The sequence below is a fragment of the Nostoc sp. genome, assembly GCF_036917435.1.
Classification (GTDB): Bacteria; Cyanobacteriota; Cyanobacteriia; order Cyanobacteriales; family Nostocaceae; genus Nostoc.
Genome location: NZ_JBALDM010000045.1, coordinates 222,067 through 238,943, shown reverse-complemented (window position 1 = coordinate 238,943; position 16,877 = coordinate 222,067). Strand labels below are relative to the sequence as shown.

Here is a 16,877-nt window from a genome sequence, read left to right as displayed (position 1 = left end):
GTTTTTTCATGTTGATTACTGGGTTCGGCGCGACCCTGTCACAGATATTCGCTGGTGCCCAGAACAAGGCAATAGCTGAAATTATCTCCAAAATCACCCCAGATAATACCCTTGGGAGTGAACGTTCTACAGTCACACCGCAAAATCAGCTAGTTGACAGAATTGATGGCGGAGCAATTCGCGGTACCAATCTCTTCCACAGCTTTCAGGAATTCAATATTGGGGAAGGAAGAAGTGCATATTTCGCCAATCCAACAGGAATTGAGAACATTGTTAGCCGAGTTACAGGCCGAAATCTTTCACAGATTTTCGGAACTTTGGGTGTATTAGGAAAAGCTAACCTATTTTTAATCAACCCCAACGGCATTATTTTTGGGGCAAATGCCAAACTGGATATCAGTGGCTCATTTGTAGCTAGTACCGCTAGTAGTGTGGTTTTTGCTGATGGGATAAAATTTAGTGCAACTAATCCGCAAGCACCACCACTATTGACGATTAAAGTTCCCATTGGCTTGGAATTCGAGAATATACCAGGGGCTATTAGTTTACAGTCAGCGCGTCTAGTTATGCAGCCAGATAAAACCCTGGCGCTAGTGGGTGGTAGCGTCAGTTTAGACAATGGCACGATCATAGCTCCAGGAGGTCGAATCGAGTTAGGGGGATTGGCGCAAAAAGGCACGGTAACACTAAATCAGAATGGTAGCTTGAGTTTTCCTACTGATTTAGTTCGCGGCGATGTTTCCCTAACTCAGGGTTCACAAGTTAATGTCCGGGCTGGCGATCGCGGTAGTATTGCGATCGCGGCTCATAATTTAAATATTGCTCAAGGAAGTATCTTACGGGCAGGTATTGCTTCTTCCCAGGGTACTGTTGATAGCAAAGCGGGAGATATTGATATTAGTGCTACAGAGGCAGTTACTCTTTCTGGTACTGGTTTTATTTCTAATGCAGTGCTTGCTAACGCCAAAGGTAAAGGCGGTAATATTAATTTAACAGCGCGATCGCTCGCCGTAACTGGAGGTTTTCAAATCTTTGCTGGCACTTATGGGCAAGGAGATGTCGGCAATGTGAATATCAATGTCGCGGATACGGTACTCTTTGATGGTGTCGGGACAAATGGGATTAATACTGGTGGCTATAGTTCCATCGCCGATGGTGGTACAGGTAAAGGCGGTAATCTCAACATCATCGCAAAGTCCCTCGCTGTTACTAACGGGGCTATTCTGGAAGCTAGTACTGTTGGACGGGGTGATGCTGGTAGCGTGAATATTTTCGTCCGTGATACAGCTTTATTTGACGGCGAGGCTGCTGATTTTAATCAGGTATCGACTTCTACATTTAGTAGTGGTGCTTACAGTCGTGTTGACTCTCAGGGAGTGGGAAATGCTGGTAGTGTTAATGTCTCAGCCGGAACAGTGAAAGTAAGCAACGGTGCGGTTCTCACCAGCAGTACTGCTGGTAAGGGAAATGCAGGCAATGTAATTATTAATGCTCATAATATTCTCTTCGACGGTGATGGTCGTTTTAACGATCTTCCTGGATTTGGATTTTTTCAATCCAGTGGTGCGTTCACCAGTGTAAAAAATAGAGGTCAGGGAATTGGCGGTAATGTGATAGTTAATACCGATTCTTTATCTTTGACCAATGGTGCTGTCATCGTTACCGGCACTCGTGGACGCGGAGATGCAGGAGATATTTTGATTAATCTGGCTAATACTGTAACTATTGCTGGCAATGCTTACGATGGATATTCCAGTGGACTTTACAGCAATACCGAACCCAGTGGAATTGGTCGGGGAGGAGAAATTACAGTCAATGCAGCCACTTTACGGGTGCTGGATGGAGGTGTAATCAATGCCTTAACTGCAAATGCCCAGAGGGGAGGTAGTATTGTAATTAACGCTCATACCTTAGAAGCCACTAATGGCGGACAAATTGTTACCTCTACTCGTAGTAGTGGCAATGCAGGTAATATCACACTTAATGTCTTAGATAGTATAAACCTGGCTGGTAGTGATTTGAGTTATGGCGATCGCGCTTTGAAAAATATTCAAATTGGTGTGGATACATTTACCAATCAAGGTGCTGCTAGTGGAGTCCTAGCTAGTACCGATGTGAATGCAACAGGCAATGGTGGTAATGTATTCATTTTATCCAACCAATTAAATCTCAAAAATCAGGCTGTAATTACCGTTAGTAGTCAAGGATCAGGAGTTGCCGGAAATATCGAAATATCCGCTAAAACTATCGACTTGCAAAATCAAGGTGCAATTACAGCAGAAACAAAATCAGCTAACGGTGGGAATATTCTCCTAAAAGTAAAGGATTTACTGTTAATGCGTCAAAACAGCTTGATATCTACCACGGCTGGGACTGGACAGGCTCCTGGCAATGGTGGGAATATCAGAATTAATGCCAGAAATGGTTTTGTTGTTGCTGTTCCCCAGGAAAACAGCGACGTGATTGCAAATGCTTTTGAAGGACAGGGTGGGGTTGTTGAAATTAATGCCCAGCAAGTTTTTGGATTAGAATCCCGCCAACAGCTAACTCGACAGAGTGATATTACAGCCTTTTCACAAACCAATCCCCAACTTAACGGTGTGATTGAAATCAACACACTCGGTATCGATCCGACTCAAGGATTAGTAAATCTACCAAGTGAACCGCGTAGCGTTGAAATTAGTGAAGGTTGCGATGTAAGCCCAAGTAAATCAAAACGGGTACGATTTGTCAATCGCGGACATGGAGGAATACCATCGCGCCCCGAAGAACCGCAGAATGTAGAAATGTTTGTGGCAAGATGGATTGATTTGGATAGTGATATTGAAAATGAGTTAAACAGACCAATCAGTGAGAATTCTCCACGCAGTTATGCTATTACCAATCCTTCAAATAGCGCGACAGGTTCAACAACAACTTCTACAAATTCTCTTTGCGTAGAAAAGTAATAAGCTGAAAATATTTTAATTTGCATCTGTCCATTAAAGAATTATCGCTTACCGCGAAAATCAAAGTTGAAGAGGAGCGTACACGCTCGTTACCAGCGTGCCGAGAAAATGAACTATTTTAGTGATATTTCAGTGCTTAAATATTCATCTCATCGTCACCCTTACTTACAATTTTCTCGCTAACCATCTTGACAAATCCTGTTTGAAATGGAATGAAACAGCCCTGCTTAGAAATGGGGGAAATAGGAAATCCGGTTCCCTCCTCAATACATACGGGGAGGGTTATGGTGCGCTAAAAGGTATGTGGCATAAGCATTTGAGCTTAAGTTGATACCAATGAGCTATATTATGCCCTGCTTAGTCAAAAACATCTTAATAACTGTATATATCTCTTTTTTCTGCGCTTTACTATAACCACCATGCTCTGCACCACGAACAGTATATAACTGATTTGTAACCCCGATATTACGCAATGCTTGATGGAGTCGAGTTGCATGACTGTAAGGTACAAACGTATCCTTTTCACCATGTATTGTTAGGATAGAAGGTAATCCCCGACGAACAAAGTTAATTGGGGAAATACTTTTAGCAAGTTCTAATTTTCGTGATGTGATTTTATTACCAAACCACTGTAAAGCGAAGTATTTTTGATTATGGCCAATGAGTAAATCATTAACATCAGTAATACCTGACCAGTTAATAATACTTGCAACTTTGAGCGGTTCATTCCCAGGACAAAGCTGGTCAAATTTAGTCACATTGGGTATAGTTCCTGCTGTGAGTGCGAGATGTCCACCTGCGGAAAACCCTGTTAATACAATCTTTTTGGTATCAAAATTGTACTTTGCAGCGTTGCGAATAACCCAGCGTAAAGCACATATTGAATCTTCAACAGCTGCGGGTGCTAGTGCAGTACTTGCCAATCTATAATCAATATTAACGACTGAGAATCCCCAATTGAAATAAGGTGCAAAAAACGGCTCATCTCCGTCATCTTTACTTCCTTTTATCCAGCCTCCGCCATGAATAACTATTAATATAGGACGCAAACCTGTTTTTTTGTTCCGATAAAGGTTTAGTTTTAGCGGATGATTATTAACTGTTTGGTAAGTAATATTATATTGAACGACATAATCTATTGATTTATTAATTCCTATAGCAGTATTCGTAAATATTTGAATACATAAAAATGTAATAACCAATAAGTTTGCTTTTCTCATATTTTACAACACCAAAGTTATGCTAATTTAAACTTCTCTTTTTGCAACAGACTTAATTTTTGGTTTTAAAACCCCATCTGCTATCATCTTCTGCTTGAGAATATCAATCAGAATCTTTGCGCCATGTTCCGTTGGATGAACACCATCACTGGTGCGAACTTGTCCGCGTTTACCAGTATTATCTGCACCAACTGGAGAAAATTTTCCATTGACAGCAAATGCTTCCCAAGTATCAATAAATTCAATTTTAGGGTGTGTTTCGGCAACTTTTTTGTAAATGCGGTTGAAAATAGGGAAGAATTTGTTATATCTAGCTACATTAGAGATTGGGTGTCCCATCCAGTAGACTTTCCGCACAGAATAGCCATCAAGTAATTTAGCATAACGTTCTACACGTTCTTCGTAGGCTTTTTCCCAGTCTGGTGTTAACTCATTCCGAAACTTTTTATTAATATCTAAAATACTTTGGTCATCATTTCCACCAAAAACAACTACCATTACATCTGGATGATGTTGTTGAATAAGTTCGCGTGTATGGAAATACCAGTTATAGAAATCAATCCGGTTTAGTCCAGTTGAAATTTTGAATGCAACTGTGATTTTATCAAAATCATAATCTGTTTTTTTAACAGCATTCTCAAATGCTACGCTGAGGTAATACATAATAGAATCTCCAGTGAGTAAAAAACGCTTGTAAGGTAATTGGTTCGTTAACTCTGGAGGATTTTTGATTGCTTGTAAATCAGCTATTTTTGTTAAAAATAACGATTTTATACCATTTGAATTAGACTGTTTTCGAGTTTTTAACTTTGCAGCTAAAAAAGGAGTTGCAAAGATTTTAGGAGATACATCTACTGGTTTTATTTCTAGTTTGGGTGATTCTGCAATTGCCTCTGGTTCCTTTTCAGCTAACTTAATGCTGTTCCAAAATTCTTGTTCAGCTTTACTAAACCCTTCCAGTTTAACTTGTTGTGCAACTTCTTTGATTTGAGCATTTGCAAGGTGACTCGAACTCAGACTTTTTAAGAAGACTGGAAAGTTGAAAGAAATTAAACTTCCTCCTACTAATCCGAAAAGCATTAAAAACTTAAAGTCTTGCATGGGATTTCTAGAAATTAAAGTAAATAAAAGGTGGAACGGTATTTGGCCCTAATCTAAATACAACATATAGTGTGGTTGAAGCAAATATAGTTTGGATGATAAGATTTTTATTTGCTAAAGCTTTTTTACAAAGATTGCTAATTTTATCCCCCCAAAAATTCATAGTAAAAACTATAGCAATAACTGTATATAACTGCCAACAGTTAAATTGTGATGATTGAATATTTGAGCTTAAATCAAATATTCTAAGCAAAAATTTTATTGCTATTTCTAGGCTAGAAGTATTGAAGAATATCCAGCATATATTTACAAAAGTAAAGGTACACAGCCAGTTAAATATATTCATGTAAAATGCAGAATGCTCATGGTGTGATTTTGGTACAGCTTTTAATTTTTTACTGTCTTGTGTTTTTAAGTTTTTTGAAGACTGATAATTATTGATAATATCACTCCAAATATGTTTAACTATTAAACCAATCCCATGTAAACCACCCCAAATTACAAAATTAAAGCCTGCACCATGCCAAAAACCTGCAATTATCATAGTTAATAGCAAATTCAAGTTTTTTTGTAAGTTACCTTTACGGCTTCCACCCAATGGAATATACAAATAATCTCGCAACCATTCTGATAAACTAATATGCCATCGTCGCCAAAACTCTTGCAAGCTTTGGGCGCGATATGGCATATCGAAGTTTTGTATTGGTTCAAATCCAAGCAATATAGAAATTGCATTAGCTAAATCTGAATAGCCACTAAAATCAACGTAGATTAGGCATGAGTAGGCAAGGGTAGCAAGAATCAAGTCAAAGCTAGAATATTGTTCTGGTAAACGAAAAGGAAGTTGGGTAAAGTTAAATAGAAAACTGGATAAAGTATATTTTTTAAATAAGCCGGAGACGATCAAAATCACTACAGCTTCTATTTGATAATGATATTTATCACGGCTATTTAGTTGCATATAAAATTTGCTAGCCCGTGAGATTGGCCCTGAGATAACTTGCGGAAAATAAGTAATATATACGGCATAATCAAGTAAAGATGGGCATTTTAATTGGTTTTTATAACAGTCAGCTAGATGAGAGATGATTCTGAAAGTGTAGAAAGAGATGCCGATTGGTGTGATAATTTGTAGTGCTTGGAAGCTAGGTTCAATATGAAAGTTATTTAAAGTTGCATATAGAGAATCAGTGAAAAAATTATAATATTTGAAAAAGCATAAATAGAGAATATTAAAGGCAATACCAATAAATAAAAATTGTTTTCTGTGTGGTGTGCGTTCTATTGATTCGATAATCAGATAGTTAATCACTATATCTATAAATAGTAATTCTAGAAATTGTAAGCTCCAGAATGAATAAAAAACAAAGCTGACGCATATTAAATAATATTTATAAGCTGTAACTTGTTTTTTTATAAAGCTGCCGACAGTAAAAATAATGAGGAAAAACAGCAAGAAATCGTAAGTTGGGAATAACATGACATTTTCTACTAGACAATTATTGTAATTAGAGAGAAACTTGAGTTTTGGATGGTGTAGGCTTAATTTACATTGCTAAGAATTCAATGCAGATATGTTGTTGAGTACTGGGACTTGCGCGATCGCACTCATGAAGTATGAGAAAATGCGATCGCTTCTGAACTCGATATGCTCTTTTCTACTACGTCTTGAGCAAATTTGGGACTCGCAGATCCAGCAAATGCTGATTTACTCAAGGTCGCTGAGATAAGCAGACAAAGAATTAGGTATAATTTTGACGGCATCCTCTTGGCAGGTTAAGTGATTCTATTTATCTAATTGGGAATCAATCTAACTAAATATGAGGATGGTATGAACTTTTGGCGAAATTTTTGTAAATTTGCTCTGCGGTAGCGTCATATATAGCTTTCAAGACTAGGTTTTGGAAATTCATCCTTCAGAGTACAGCGATCGCCCATGACAAGAAAACATACTAAACTGCTTCGTAGGATGGGATTTAAGTTTAAGTTAATTTTGAGTTTGATACTGATGTTGTTTGGGTTGCGAATTCCCTACGTATTAGCCCAAGTACCAACTACTACTGAAGTTCAACAGTTGGTACGCCAGGGGCGCGATGCATATAATTTAGGACGCTATTCTGAGGCTATCAAGTTATTACAACTCGCCACAACTCACAATAGCGATGCTCCAAAGGAGCCGCTACGCGATCGCACTCAAGCACTAATCCACAGCAACTTATCCCTAGCATATCAGCAACTAGGCGATTGGGATGCAGCCCAACAGCAGATATCAGCCAGTTTGCAAATTTTACATCCTTCCCAATCAAGCCAGGATTCTCCAACCCTGCTGAAAATCTACGCGCAATCCTTGGATATCCAAAGTCGCCTTTGGTATGTGCGTGGGAAGCCAGAAGCCGCATTAAATAGTTTGCGACAATCAGCAAAAATTTATACACATCTGGGAGATGAAGCTCTAAGTATTGGTAATACTATCAACCAAGCGCAAGCCTTACAAGCATTAGGGTTGTATCAACGAGCATACAATAACCTCGAACAGATTCAGCAAAGGTTGAGTGCAATACCCGACTCTGCGATTAAAGCTGAAGGATACTTAAGTTTGGGTAATGTCCTGCTGGCGATTGGTGAGTTAAAGCGATCGCAAATAGCGTTGCAGAATAGTTTAGCACTGGCAGAAAACTTGCCTGCGTCGTCAGCTAAAACTGAAGTAAAAAGTGCTGCTTTGGTCAGTTTAGCAAATATGTTTTGGGCAAAAGGAAACTTAGAGCGCGATCGCTACACGACTCGCAACTATAATAATATCCCTTGGCAGTGCGAGGAGCGTTCACGAAGTGATTCAGTAGGAGTATCGCTTCCCAATACTGCAATGCAATCATATCAAAATGCAGCTTTGCAATACAAACAAGTACTGGCTGTACCATCATCTCCATCAATACACGTTCAAGCACAGATTAATTACTTAAGCTTGTTGGTGGAAACTGAGCAATTTTCCGCAGCGCAAGCATTATGGCACGAAATTAAACTTTCTGACTTACCAAATGGTCGTCAGGCGGTGTATACAAAGATTAACGCTGCCCAAAATCTGGCTTGCATCTCTCAAAAAAGTGCTGCGGATAGTTCTATGTCTCACGAAATTGATAATTTATTAGAGACAGCGATTCAAGATGCAACACAACTCCAAGACTCCCGCGCTTTATCTTACGCTCTTGGTAATCGTGGTGGATTCTATGAATATCTTGCTAGAGAAGAATCACATAAATCATCGCAGAAGTCAATATTGAAAGTAGATAAAGATTACCTATTCGAGAGTCAAAAGCTGACACAACAAGCATTACTCCTCACTCAACCCATCGCTGCACCAGACATTGCTTATCAGTGGGAATGGCAGATGGGAAGAATTTTAGCAGCGCAGACAAAAGACGATCAAGCGATCGCATTTTACAAAATGGCTGTAGAAAGTCTCAAATCTGTTCGTAGTGATTTGCTTACCATCAATTCCGATGTGCAATTTTCCTATCGAGATCGTGTAGAACCTGTCTATCGCGGATTAGTCGATTTACTATTAAAAAATAATATTAACTCAGAAGCATCTCAAGAATATCTCCAGCAAGCGATTGTAAATATCGATACACTACAACTTGCAGAACTCCAGAATTTTTTACGCTGTAATCTAGCACAGATATTACCCATAAATCGGGAAATTAATCCTGTCGATCCTAACGCCGTTTTTATCTATCCCATCATTCTAGAAAACCGACTAGAAGTTATCTTTAAGTTACCAGGAGAACACTTAGAACACTATGTACATCCCATCTCACGGACTGAACTTCAAGATACTGTCATGCAACTCCGCAGTGCCATATACACCCGCAACCCTAGTAAAATCCAAGCTAAATCACAAATTATTTATCGCTGGCTCATCAAACCCATTGAAACTTATTTAAATGCACATAGCAACACAAAAACCTTAGTTTTTGTCCTCGATGGTGAACTTCGTAACATTCCAATGGGAGTATTGTATGACGAAGAAAAAGAACAATATCTCATCCAAAAAGATTATGCGATCGCCCTGCTACCAAATTCACAATTATTTGATTTAAGTAACTCACAAATTGAAAATCCAAAGATATTAGCAGGTGGCGTAGGAGAACAGCAAAACAATGTCGAAAATCATAATTTCTCATCTCTCAATATTGATGAATTGCAGCAAATAGCTAAAATACTACCAAGCAAACTGTTAATTAATTCCCAATTTACCCCAGAAAACATCCACAAACAGTTAGAATCAAAAGCATTTTCCATTGTTCATTTTGTTACACATGGTAACTTTAGTTCTAATCCTGAAGATACGTATTTACTTGCCTACCAACAACTGATCAAAGCTAGGGAGTTAAATAACTTATTGCGGGATGACACAGTTAATTCCAGAGCTATTAAATTGTTGGTACTGAGTGCTTGCAAAACTGCTGAAGGCGACAATCGGGCAATCTTAGGGCTAGCTGGACTTGCTGTGCGGGCGGGGGCAAATAGCACTCTCTCAACGTTATGGCAAATTAATGATACTTCCACATCTCAATTGATGGTGGAGTTTTATACTGAGCTGAAAAAAGGCGGGGTTACGAAAGCCGAAGCACTGCATCGAGCGCAGAAAGCACTTTTAGCACAGCCTGAATATCAAAATCCTTATTACTGGGCACCATATATATTAGTTGGGAATTGGTGGTGATGGAATACGGTTCAACCAATAATCGTTACTAAGAATTTCAAGGTTGAGCAATTGAAGACGTTTTGGAACAGAATTTAGTTCCTTATGAGTTGATTCACGGGCAGTTTTTTATTGGCTCGATTTATTTCAGAAACAATATTCTCCATCAAATTAAGATTCAATTTGGACAAAATGTTTAGCATTATGTTCAAAAGTAGATTTATCTTAAATTGCAGAAAAGATATAAGTTACGTGAACTTACTTAAGCGATTTAAAGTAATTATATTTTTCAATAGCATAATTTTATATCTAATGTATTTTCTTGATTATTTCATTGGTAAATCGTCTTTCCAAAATTTACATTTGCTACCTGTCTAATAAAATCAGTGGCTAATTTAATGTCTATTCAGTTATTTAATCAATAGTGACAAATGAGTTTTTATCAAATCAAATAGTAAACAAGGAAAGAAAAAAAACAACTCTAACCCCAAACAGACAGGATAAGCCTGAGATAAAAGGTACAGAATTACCAATGATTCACCTAAATCAAATATGTTGTTTATCCTGTATCTACTTCAACCATTTTTACTTTCCATACTTGTTATGGAAGTAGTTATTAACATTTAATTGTGGTTAAATATGAAGAAATTTGTTCAGTCTAGTCTTCTAGCTGCTTCGATCGTTTTGCCCGCGATCTCTAGCATTTCTCTCATTATCAATCCAGCCCGTGCCGAAGTGTACTGTCAATGTACAACCTATGTTGCCAATAAATTTGGGTTGCCTGGAAACTATCCCAATGCAGCCGACTGGAATGATGGCTATCTTCAGCGCAATGGCTTTATTCAAGTCAGTCCTCAAGCAGGTGCAGTCGCCGTTATGGAGCGATCTTTCCCTGGTGCTGACTCCACTTATGGTCATGTTGGCATTCTCGAGAGTATTTCCAGCAGTGGACAGATCACTCTGCGAGGGGCTAATCAATCCGTAGGTAGTTCTTATTTCAACGAGTCCGGATGTAATGACGTTCGCCTCACAGGATTCGCACGCTCTATCAACGGTCGGAACGACATCTCCTTCTGGAAAAAAGGCACAATTACTACCGAATTTCACTCTGTCAATTTCACCGCGAAAGCTGCCAATACAGGTGTTAACATTCGCTCTGCTGCTTCTGTAAATGCGTCCGTCGTAGGTCGATTTACACCTAATCAGCAAATCTCTTTTGATGGTTGGAAGTATGGGGATTCAGTACCAGATTTGTGGACCAATCAACCTGATCGCCGTTGGTATCGTGTTGCTGGGACACAAAATTGGGTTGCAAGTGCTGTGGTTAATGGGAACGCGCCTGGTTCTACGCCCTAATGCGTGTTTTAGAGATATCTTTCCTAGTTTCTGTTTTGCCCTCAAAGTAATTTCGAGCTAGCTAAAGAAAGTTATTTTCAGATATTTGACCAAGGCTTTCAAGCTATTTCGACATATATCTTGCATTACGCTATAAACCGGGTTTTTGGCAAACGAATAAGCATGAAATGCAAAATCTTTTGTTCAAAAACCCGGCTTATTCATTATTTTTGTGAAAAATCGTAATTTTCAACAATGTTTATTTATTAGACTAAAGCTTTAATCAAATAATAAATAGTATTAAAACAAGCATCAAGCATATATAAAGACAACTTATCAAACTTTAAGCAAGAAAGCTAGAGATTGAATAATTTATTTTACTCACTGTCTTTAATAGCTTATAATGTACATAACAGTAATATAATCAAGTATCAATACTATCATAAAATCCAATTAATTAGACAGCTAGTTAATTCAGTTATTTGGAGTTTTAGTATGCGTATTTTTTCAATTAATCTCACTTTAATCTCTGTTCTATTACTTATTTTATGTATCAGTAGGGTTGCCGTAGCTGGGAGTGTAGTAGGTGAAACAACACCTACTCCTGAAACATCTGGAACTTTACCATTAACATCCAATAGCGAAACAACAGTTGTTACACCTTCATCAATTAGTCAGCAGCAGACAGTTGGTACATCTTCATCAGTGAGTCAGCAAACTGGCGTAATTCAATTCACTAATTCTGGACTAAGCGCATTAACTTATCCCAATTGTGGTGGAGCTTGTGTTTTTGCGATCGGTCGAGCAGTTCCGTTGAGTAACGGCATAACAAGTTGGGAAACTGTAGCAGGTGTCGTATGGCAGTTCAGTTCTCCTGATAAAACCCAAGCTGAAGCCAACAAAATGATTGCTGAAACTCAGAGTGAGAATCTTGCCCAAGAAAGCAACCTTATATTGGCAGAGAAGCTGGCGGATGCAATCGAGTCTGGAAAGCAAGAACGGGCGAATATACTCGCTATCCTACTCTCCAAAAGGCTAGGATATTCGGATTATTTACGTCTCCTACGAGAGATGAAAGCAAAATAAAATTTACTTTGCCCAGGTTTATTTAGTGATTCTGAGTTTCTTAATTAATCGGATATCATTTATTGTTGTAGTTATTCTTGTGTGACTGTGATACTCGCTTCAGCAGCCGCAGAAATCATAATTTTTTAGTTGACAATTTGTTCAATGATAGAAGTAATTTTACTGGATAGTTTGACTTGCAGAAAAATAGCTCTAGTAGAGATAATGATAGGTTGTGAAACAAGATAATTACTTGTAAAAAAATAAGAATGAGTGATTAAGGTTAAATAAACTTTAAACTTTCATTTCATGCAATTGCTACAGGCTGTGATTAGGTGGTAAGGCTTCTGAGAGGTCACTAATTACAACCTGATTACTGTTATAGCTGTTTCGAGTAGAGTCAACAACCTCCACTACTTTTAATCTAGTAGATAAACCCATTTCCTTGAGCAGACGATTGATGTGACGAACACCTACTTCAATACCCAATTCTTTTGCTAGATGCTTGCTTAACCATTGTGCTGTCCAACGCCGAAATGAATAGCCAAAAGCTCTTGGACTGTGGCTCATTAGTTCCTTCAATCGCTCTCGATACTGGTCATCAACTATCTTTGGTCTACCAAGAGGAAAGGCGTTCCAATTGTGAGCCTCACCTGATTTAACTACCAAAATCCAGTGTCGGACTGTCACCCGTGAACAGTTTAGTAATTGACAGATTTGATTCTGCGTTTTACGTTCGTCTGCCAACAGCATAATTTGAATACGCTGACGGTATTTTTTAGTTAAGTCTTCTTGCTCTAAAATTTTTTGTAGCCCTTTTCGTTCAAAGGGAGTTAGATACTGTTGCTTAATAGAGAAATTTTCAGAGTTGAACCGATTGCTTTGATCCATATCTCTACTATGTTTTATATTCTAATATTTTATTTGGGGACAAAATGATAGCAATATGAGAGTAGTATCAATTATTTTAAAATAATTTTGATAATATTTTGCGATCGCCTACCACAGACATCGTGAAGGAAGATCGCAACTACTGTTCCGATCTCCAAGTCCGTAGTTTTGTTAGTGTAGGTTTAGCAGGTGTGGACAAAGTTAGTCGATATTCGATCATTCGTACATAAGAACCATTACCTTCACGAGTAACGATCAGAAACGCTGTTTTATTACGTGGATCTTTGGTGATTTTTTCAATGAAATGAAACTGTATTGGTTTTAACTCACTTAAAGGTCGTGGTTGCTTGAATCCTGGTTGAGAAATACAAAAAATTGCAGATCCATCTTGATACTTACCTGAGTAAAACCAATAAGTTTGTCCTTTAGTTTGAAACTTTGATTTGTGGAAAACAGCAAATAACTCGGATTGACTTAACTGCTGATTTTGTTTGCAGTTATCATCAACGTATATTTCTTGAGCATTACCGGGAATAGTGGAGAATAAACTCAGTATTAAACTGAGAGTAAGTCCAGTTGTGAGAGTTGTTTTAGAAGTGAAGTTATAAATCATAAGTATCCAAAAATAATGTTAAGCAATTTATTTGCATCTATTACGCCTGTAAAATTCTTCAGTAAACATATCTTTTGTATTGGTATAAATTTCATCATATTTTACATCTCCTTAAAGATAGGAATACATAATTGCTTATAATACTCTGTTGGAAGTCCAAATTTAGAATAAAAAGTCTCCTCACTACCTTGACATATGTGTTTATGATTAATATTTTCCTTGAAATTTTTATATTCCCAGGAATAATAATTTTCTGCTGATGGATTGGTTATCGCCATTAGTAAAACAGCCGGAAAGATTATAGTTAACCATTGCCGCTTAAATGTTTTCATCATTGATTTTATTAGTTATTCTATTTAGCAAATATCAGCGTTGTCGAAGTGGATAAGGAAAATAATTTTACATGGACTAATATTTCAGTTGCTTTAGTTCAATACCATCTTCAGTCATAACTTTTAATGGCAATGAAGTACCGTGTTCTTGTCGGTGCATTTGAATGAACTGTATACCAGCACCAGTAGACTTAACTAACACAATATAGTGATTATTTACCCACTTTATATTTTTTATTTGATAAGAAAACAACCATATTCCTGCCATTCTTTTAGACATTAAATTTTTTGAATAAGTTTTACATCTTGTTGATAACAACTTAAGTTTAGGAAGACTCCAAAGCCCAGATAAATTATTAATATCGTATGTACCACTACCTCCAGGATATTCAGCAAATACAAAAACATCACGTTTCCAATGGTCTCCTCCTAGCTGCTTCCTAGTTTCTAAATCGTATCTAGTATTGTTTTGAATATATTTTCTTTGTTCTGCTTCACTAGGACGCTTCCAAGTTTTTGATTCAGCACATTTATCAAATGAAACTGGAATTCCTGGCATTGAAGATCGTGCAAAAGATGAAACAGAATTAGTGACGAGTAGCCCTAATATTAAGCTGAGACTAAATAGAGATTGTGTTTTCATTATTATTACTCATTTACTAAAGTATTACCGATTAAATAAATCATACTTGTAATAATTAAGGTATGATTTTGAACTAAGGGCGTAATTCAAAAGCTTTATTGTTTTTGTTAAATAAAGCTCGTCCAGTCATATTTGATACTTTAGTCATTTTAACTCCATCTTCAGGATTTTCTGGGTAGCTTTTACCGTTAAATTTCAATACATAGTAGCCATGATTATTGACACTTAAACTATTAGCAAATTGAGGAATAATTAAATCTGACCAACCTTTAGTTTTATAATTGCTAATAATAATTGGTGGGTGATTAAGTCCTATTGTAGTTATCAATTTATAATTTTTGCCAGACTGTTTATAAATTAATGTAGTGCATCCACCTGAACCACAGAAAAATTGTCCAACTAAATGAACTATTAATTCCGGCTTTTTATCACCATCTAAATTGATACGATTGTAGCTATATGAAGCTGGTGAAGATAGCTGTGGGTAGACTTCAGTATATCCAGAATTATCTCTAAAAATTGCCTTCTCAAGTTGGCGATCGCGTACATTTTCTGAAGTAATTTCTTGAGTTTTATCTATTTGTTTCAAACTGCCGACTAAACTGATTTCTCCCATTTTCCCATTTTGAGCTTGAACCGAGAAAGTCAATAGGCTTAAAGCAGCAATAGTACTGCTAAAAATAATCGGCGATCGCCTAAAAAGATTACATGAGTATTGCGTCTTTTTTAACTTATAATTTTGCATTTTAGTTTACTCTCTTTTAAGTTATGCTTAATTTAAATTATCGATTTTAGGAGTTCTTCTGATTTCCATAAACTATTTATTTCACAGGCACAAATTTCCAAGCTGTAAAAGCATTTCCTACATCTAAGTCATTGGTTAAAGAAGTAATACCACCACATTGTCTACATTTAGCTGTATCTGAATGGGGAATGATGAATTTGTTGCCAATTTTGATAGAAATTCCGATTTCAGTTCCTTCCTCGTATGCTTTTTCTATTTGAAAGTAGGTACTTAAACGTTCATCCAAATTTGTTTCCCCAGGATGAGCAGAATTTTGATATTCTTGGACAGCATCACTACAGTTTTTCACAACAAAGCTATCGTATCCATTACCACCATCGCTAGTTAGACATACATTAGAATTATTCGCTGGATGAATGCGAACACCTTTGCCTCTGACCAATTCCAGTTTCCATTGTGTACTAACATCTTTTTTCGTATCTCTTTCCATTAAAACTTTACCGATGTAGCCATATTCATTTTTTCTAATTGGATTATGGGTAAGACAATGATGTTCTGAGACAACACAGATTTTTATTGCACCAGTTGTCTTTGCATCTGTGATTGAAGCTGTTATTGCAAGAATTGCTATAGCCGAAGCTACACTATTCTTAATTATTGATAGTTTCATCTCAATCTATCCACCTAACTATAGTTTTAACCTATTAATTAAACCTAACTTGACTCTTATGAATAACACCACTACGACCGCAAGCAGATGTAAAAAGCCAACCATCTGGTGTAGTTCCCCCATAGAGTTCAATAGCTCTGAGTTTTTTAATAGTGCAGAGAATTTCGCCATTTGGAGACTTTCTTATATATGATGGAGGGTCAAATACAACCCCAATCGCAATTCCTGGATTAAAGCTGGGTGAAGTGCAAACAATTTGCACCATATCTTGTGTGGCTCTAGAAAGTGGACTGTGAACTGTGCGATCGCTTAAACTAGTCCACGTTCGAGATTCACAGTTTGCCTGAGATTCTATGCGTTGTTTAGCGAGATAGTAGCCAAAATTGACAGTGCGATCGCTTACCCTAGAAATAGAACACATATCTATATAAATCCTCTCTCCATTTACTGCGTTCCCTGCATAATAATTACATACAGTACCTTCAGGAGAAGGGTTACTCATAGCAATTGAAGATGTCATTGTTATAAGGCTTGTAGCTGTAAGTGTTGAGATAATTTGTTTTTTCATCGTTCTAATCCTCATTCCGAAGTACCATAATAAATACATGATTC

At 37.3% G+C, this 16,877-nt stretch carries 13 protein-coding genes; 4 read left to right on the top strand and 9 right to left on the bottom strand.

Features of this window, described 5'->3' with window-relative positions:
* Window positions 1-8 precede the first annotated feature (8 nt).
* The gene (locus V7K98_RS22870) at window positions 9-2,948 is read left to right on the top strand and encodes a two-partner secretion domain-containing protein (RefSeq protein WP_335025974.1); all 2,940 of its coding nucleotides are present in this window, start codon (window positions 9-11) and stop codon (window positions 2,946-2,948) included.
* A gap of 341 nt (window positions 2,949-3,289) precedes the next feature.
* On the opposite strand, the gene V7K98_RS22865 is transcribed toward V7K98_RS22870, so the two are convergent.
* From V7K98_RS22865 to V7K98_RS22855, 3 genes are read right to left on the bottom strand one after another with little or no spacing between them, the layout of a single operon-like run.
* Window positions 3,290-4,168 (bottom strand): alpha/beta hydrolase, encoded by an 879-nt coding sequence (locus tag V7K98_RS22865; protein ID WP_335025972.1) that lies wholly within the window; start codon window positions 4,166-4,168, stop codon window positions 3,290-3,292.
* 27 nt (window positions 4,169-4,195) lie between these two features.
* A complete protein-coding gene (locus tag V7K98_RS22860; protein ID WP_335025970.1) occupies window positions 4,196-5,269 on the bottom strand; it encodes a DUF459 domain-containing protein in 1,074 nt (357 codons plus the stop codon).
* Window positions 5,270-5,276: 7 nt separating this feature from the next.
* A complete protein-coding gene (locus V7K98_RS22855) occupies window positions 5,277-6,749 on the bottom strand; it encodes an MBOAT family O-acyltransferase (protein ID WP_335025968.1) in 1,473 nt (490 codons plus the stop codon).
* Window positions 6,750-7,277: 528 nt separating this feature from the next.
* Between V7K98_RS22855 and V7K98_RS22850 the strand changes: the two genes are divergently transcribed.
* From V7K98_RS22850 to V7K98_RS22840, 3 genes are all read left to right on the top strand, one after another.
* Window positions 7,278-9,992 (top strand): CHAT domain-containing protein, encoded by a 2,715-nt coding sequence (locus V7K98_RS22850; protein WP_335025966.1) that lies wholly within the window; start codon window positions 7,278-7,280, stop codon window positions 9,990-9,992.
* A 663-nt stretch (window positions 9,993-10,655) separates the two neighbouring features.
* Window positions 10,656-11,327 (top strand): CHAP domain-containing protein, encoded by a 672-nt coding sequence (locus V7K98_RS22845; RefSeq protein WP_335025964.1) that lies wholly within the window; start codon window positions 10,656-10,658, stop codon window positions 11,325-11,327.
* A gap of 474 nt (window positions 11,328-11,801) precedes the next feature.
* On the top strand, window positions 11,802-12,392 hold the full coding sequence (locus tag V7K98_RS22840; RefSeq protein ID WP_335025962.1) for a hypothetical protein: 591 nt from the start codon (window positions 11,802-11,804) through the stop codon (window positions 12,390-12,392).
* Window positions 12,393-12,689: 297 nt separating this feature from the next.
* Here the strand turns inward: V7K98_RS22840 and V7K98_RS22835 are convergent, their stop codons facing one another.
* From V7K98_RS22835 to V7K98_RS22810, 6 genes are all read right to left on the bottom strand, one after another.
* On the bottom strand, window positions 12,690-13,262 hold the full coding sequence (locus V7K98_RS22835) for a helix-turn-helix domain-containing protein (RefSeq protein WP_335025960.1): 573 nt from the start codon (window positions 13,260-13,262) through the stop codon (window positions 12,690-12,692).
* A 139-nt stretch (window positions 13,263-13,401) separates the two neighbouring features.
* Window positions 13,402-13,875, bottom strand: coding sequence for a hypothetical protein (locus tag V7K98_RS22830; RefSeq protein ID WP_335025958.1), 474 nt, complete (start codon window positions 13,873-13,875; stop codon window positions 13,402-13,404).
* A gap of 408 nt (window positions 13,876-14,283) precedes the next feature.
* On the bottom strand, window positions 14,284-14,850 hold the full coding sequence (locus V7K98_RS22825; RefSeq protein ID WP_335025956.1) for a hypothetical protein: 567 nt from the start codon (window positions 14,848-14,850) through the stop codon (window positions 14,284-14,286).
* A 73-nt stretch (window positions 14,851-14,923) separates the two neighbouring features.
* Window positions 14,924-15,595: a hypothetical protein gene (locus tag V7K98_RS22820; RefSeq protein WP_335025954.1), complete on the bottom strand. Its 672-nt coding sequence runs from the start codon at window positions 15,593-15,595 to the stop codon at window positions 14,924-14,926.
* A 76-nt stretch (window positions 15,596-15,671) separates the two neighbouring features.
* Window positions 15,672-16,265 (bottom strand): hypothetical protein, encoded by a 594-nt coding sequence (locus V7K98_RS22815; RefSeq protein WP_335025952.1) that lies wholly within the window; start codon window positions 16,263-16,265, stop codon window positions 15,672-15,674.
* Window positions 16,266-16,299: 34 nt separating this feature from the next.
* Entirely contained in the window at window positions 16,300-16,785 is a 486-nt protein-coding gene (locus tag V7K98_RS22810; RefSeq protein WP_335025950.1) for a hypothetical protein, read from the bottom strand.
* Between the last annotated feature and the right edge of the window lie 92 nt (window positions 16,786-16,877).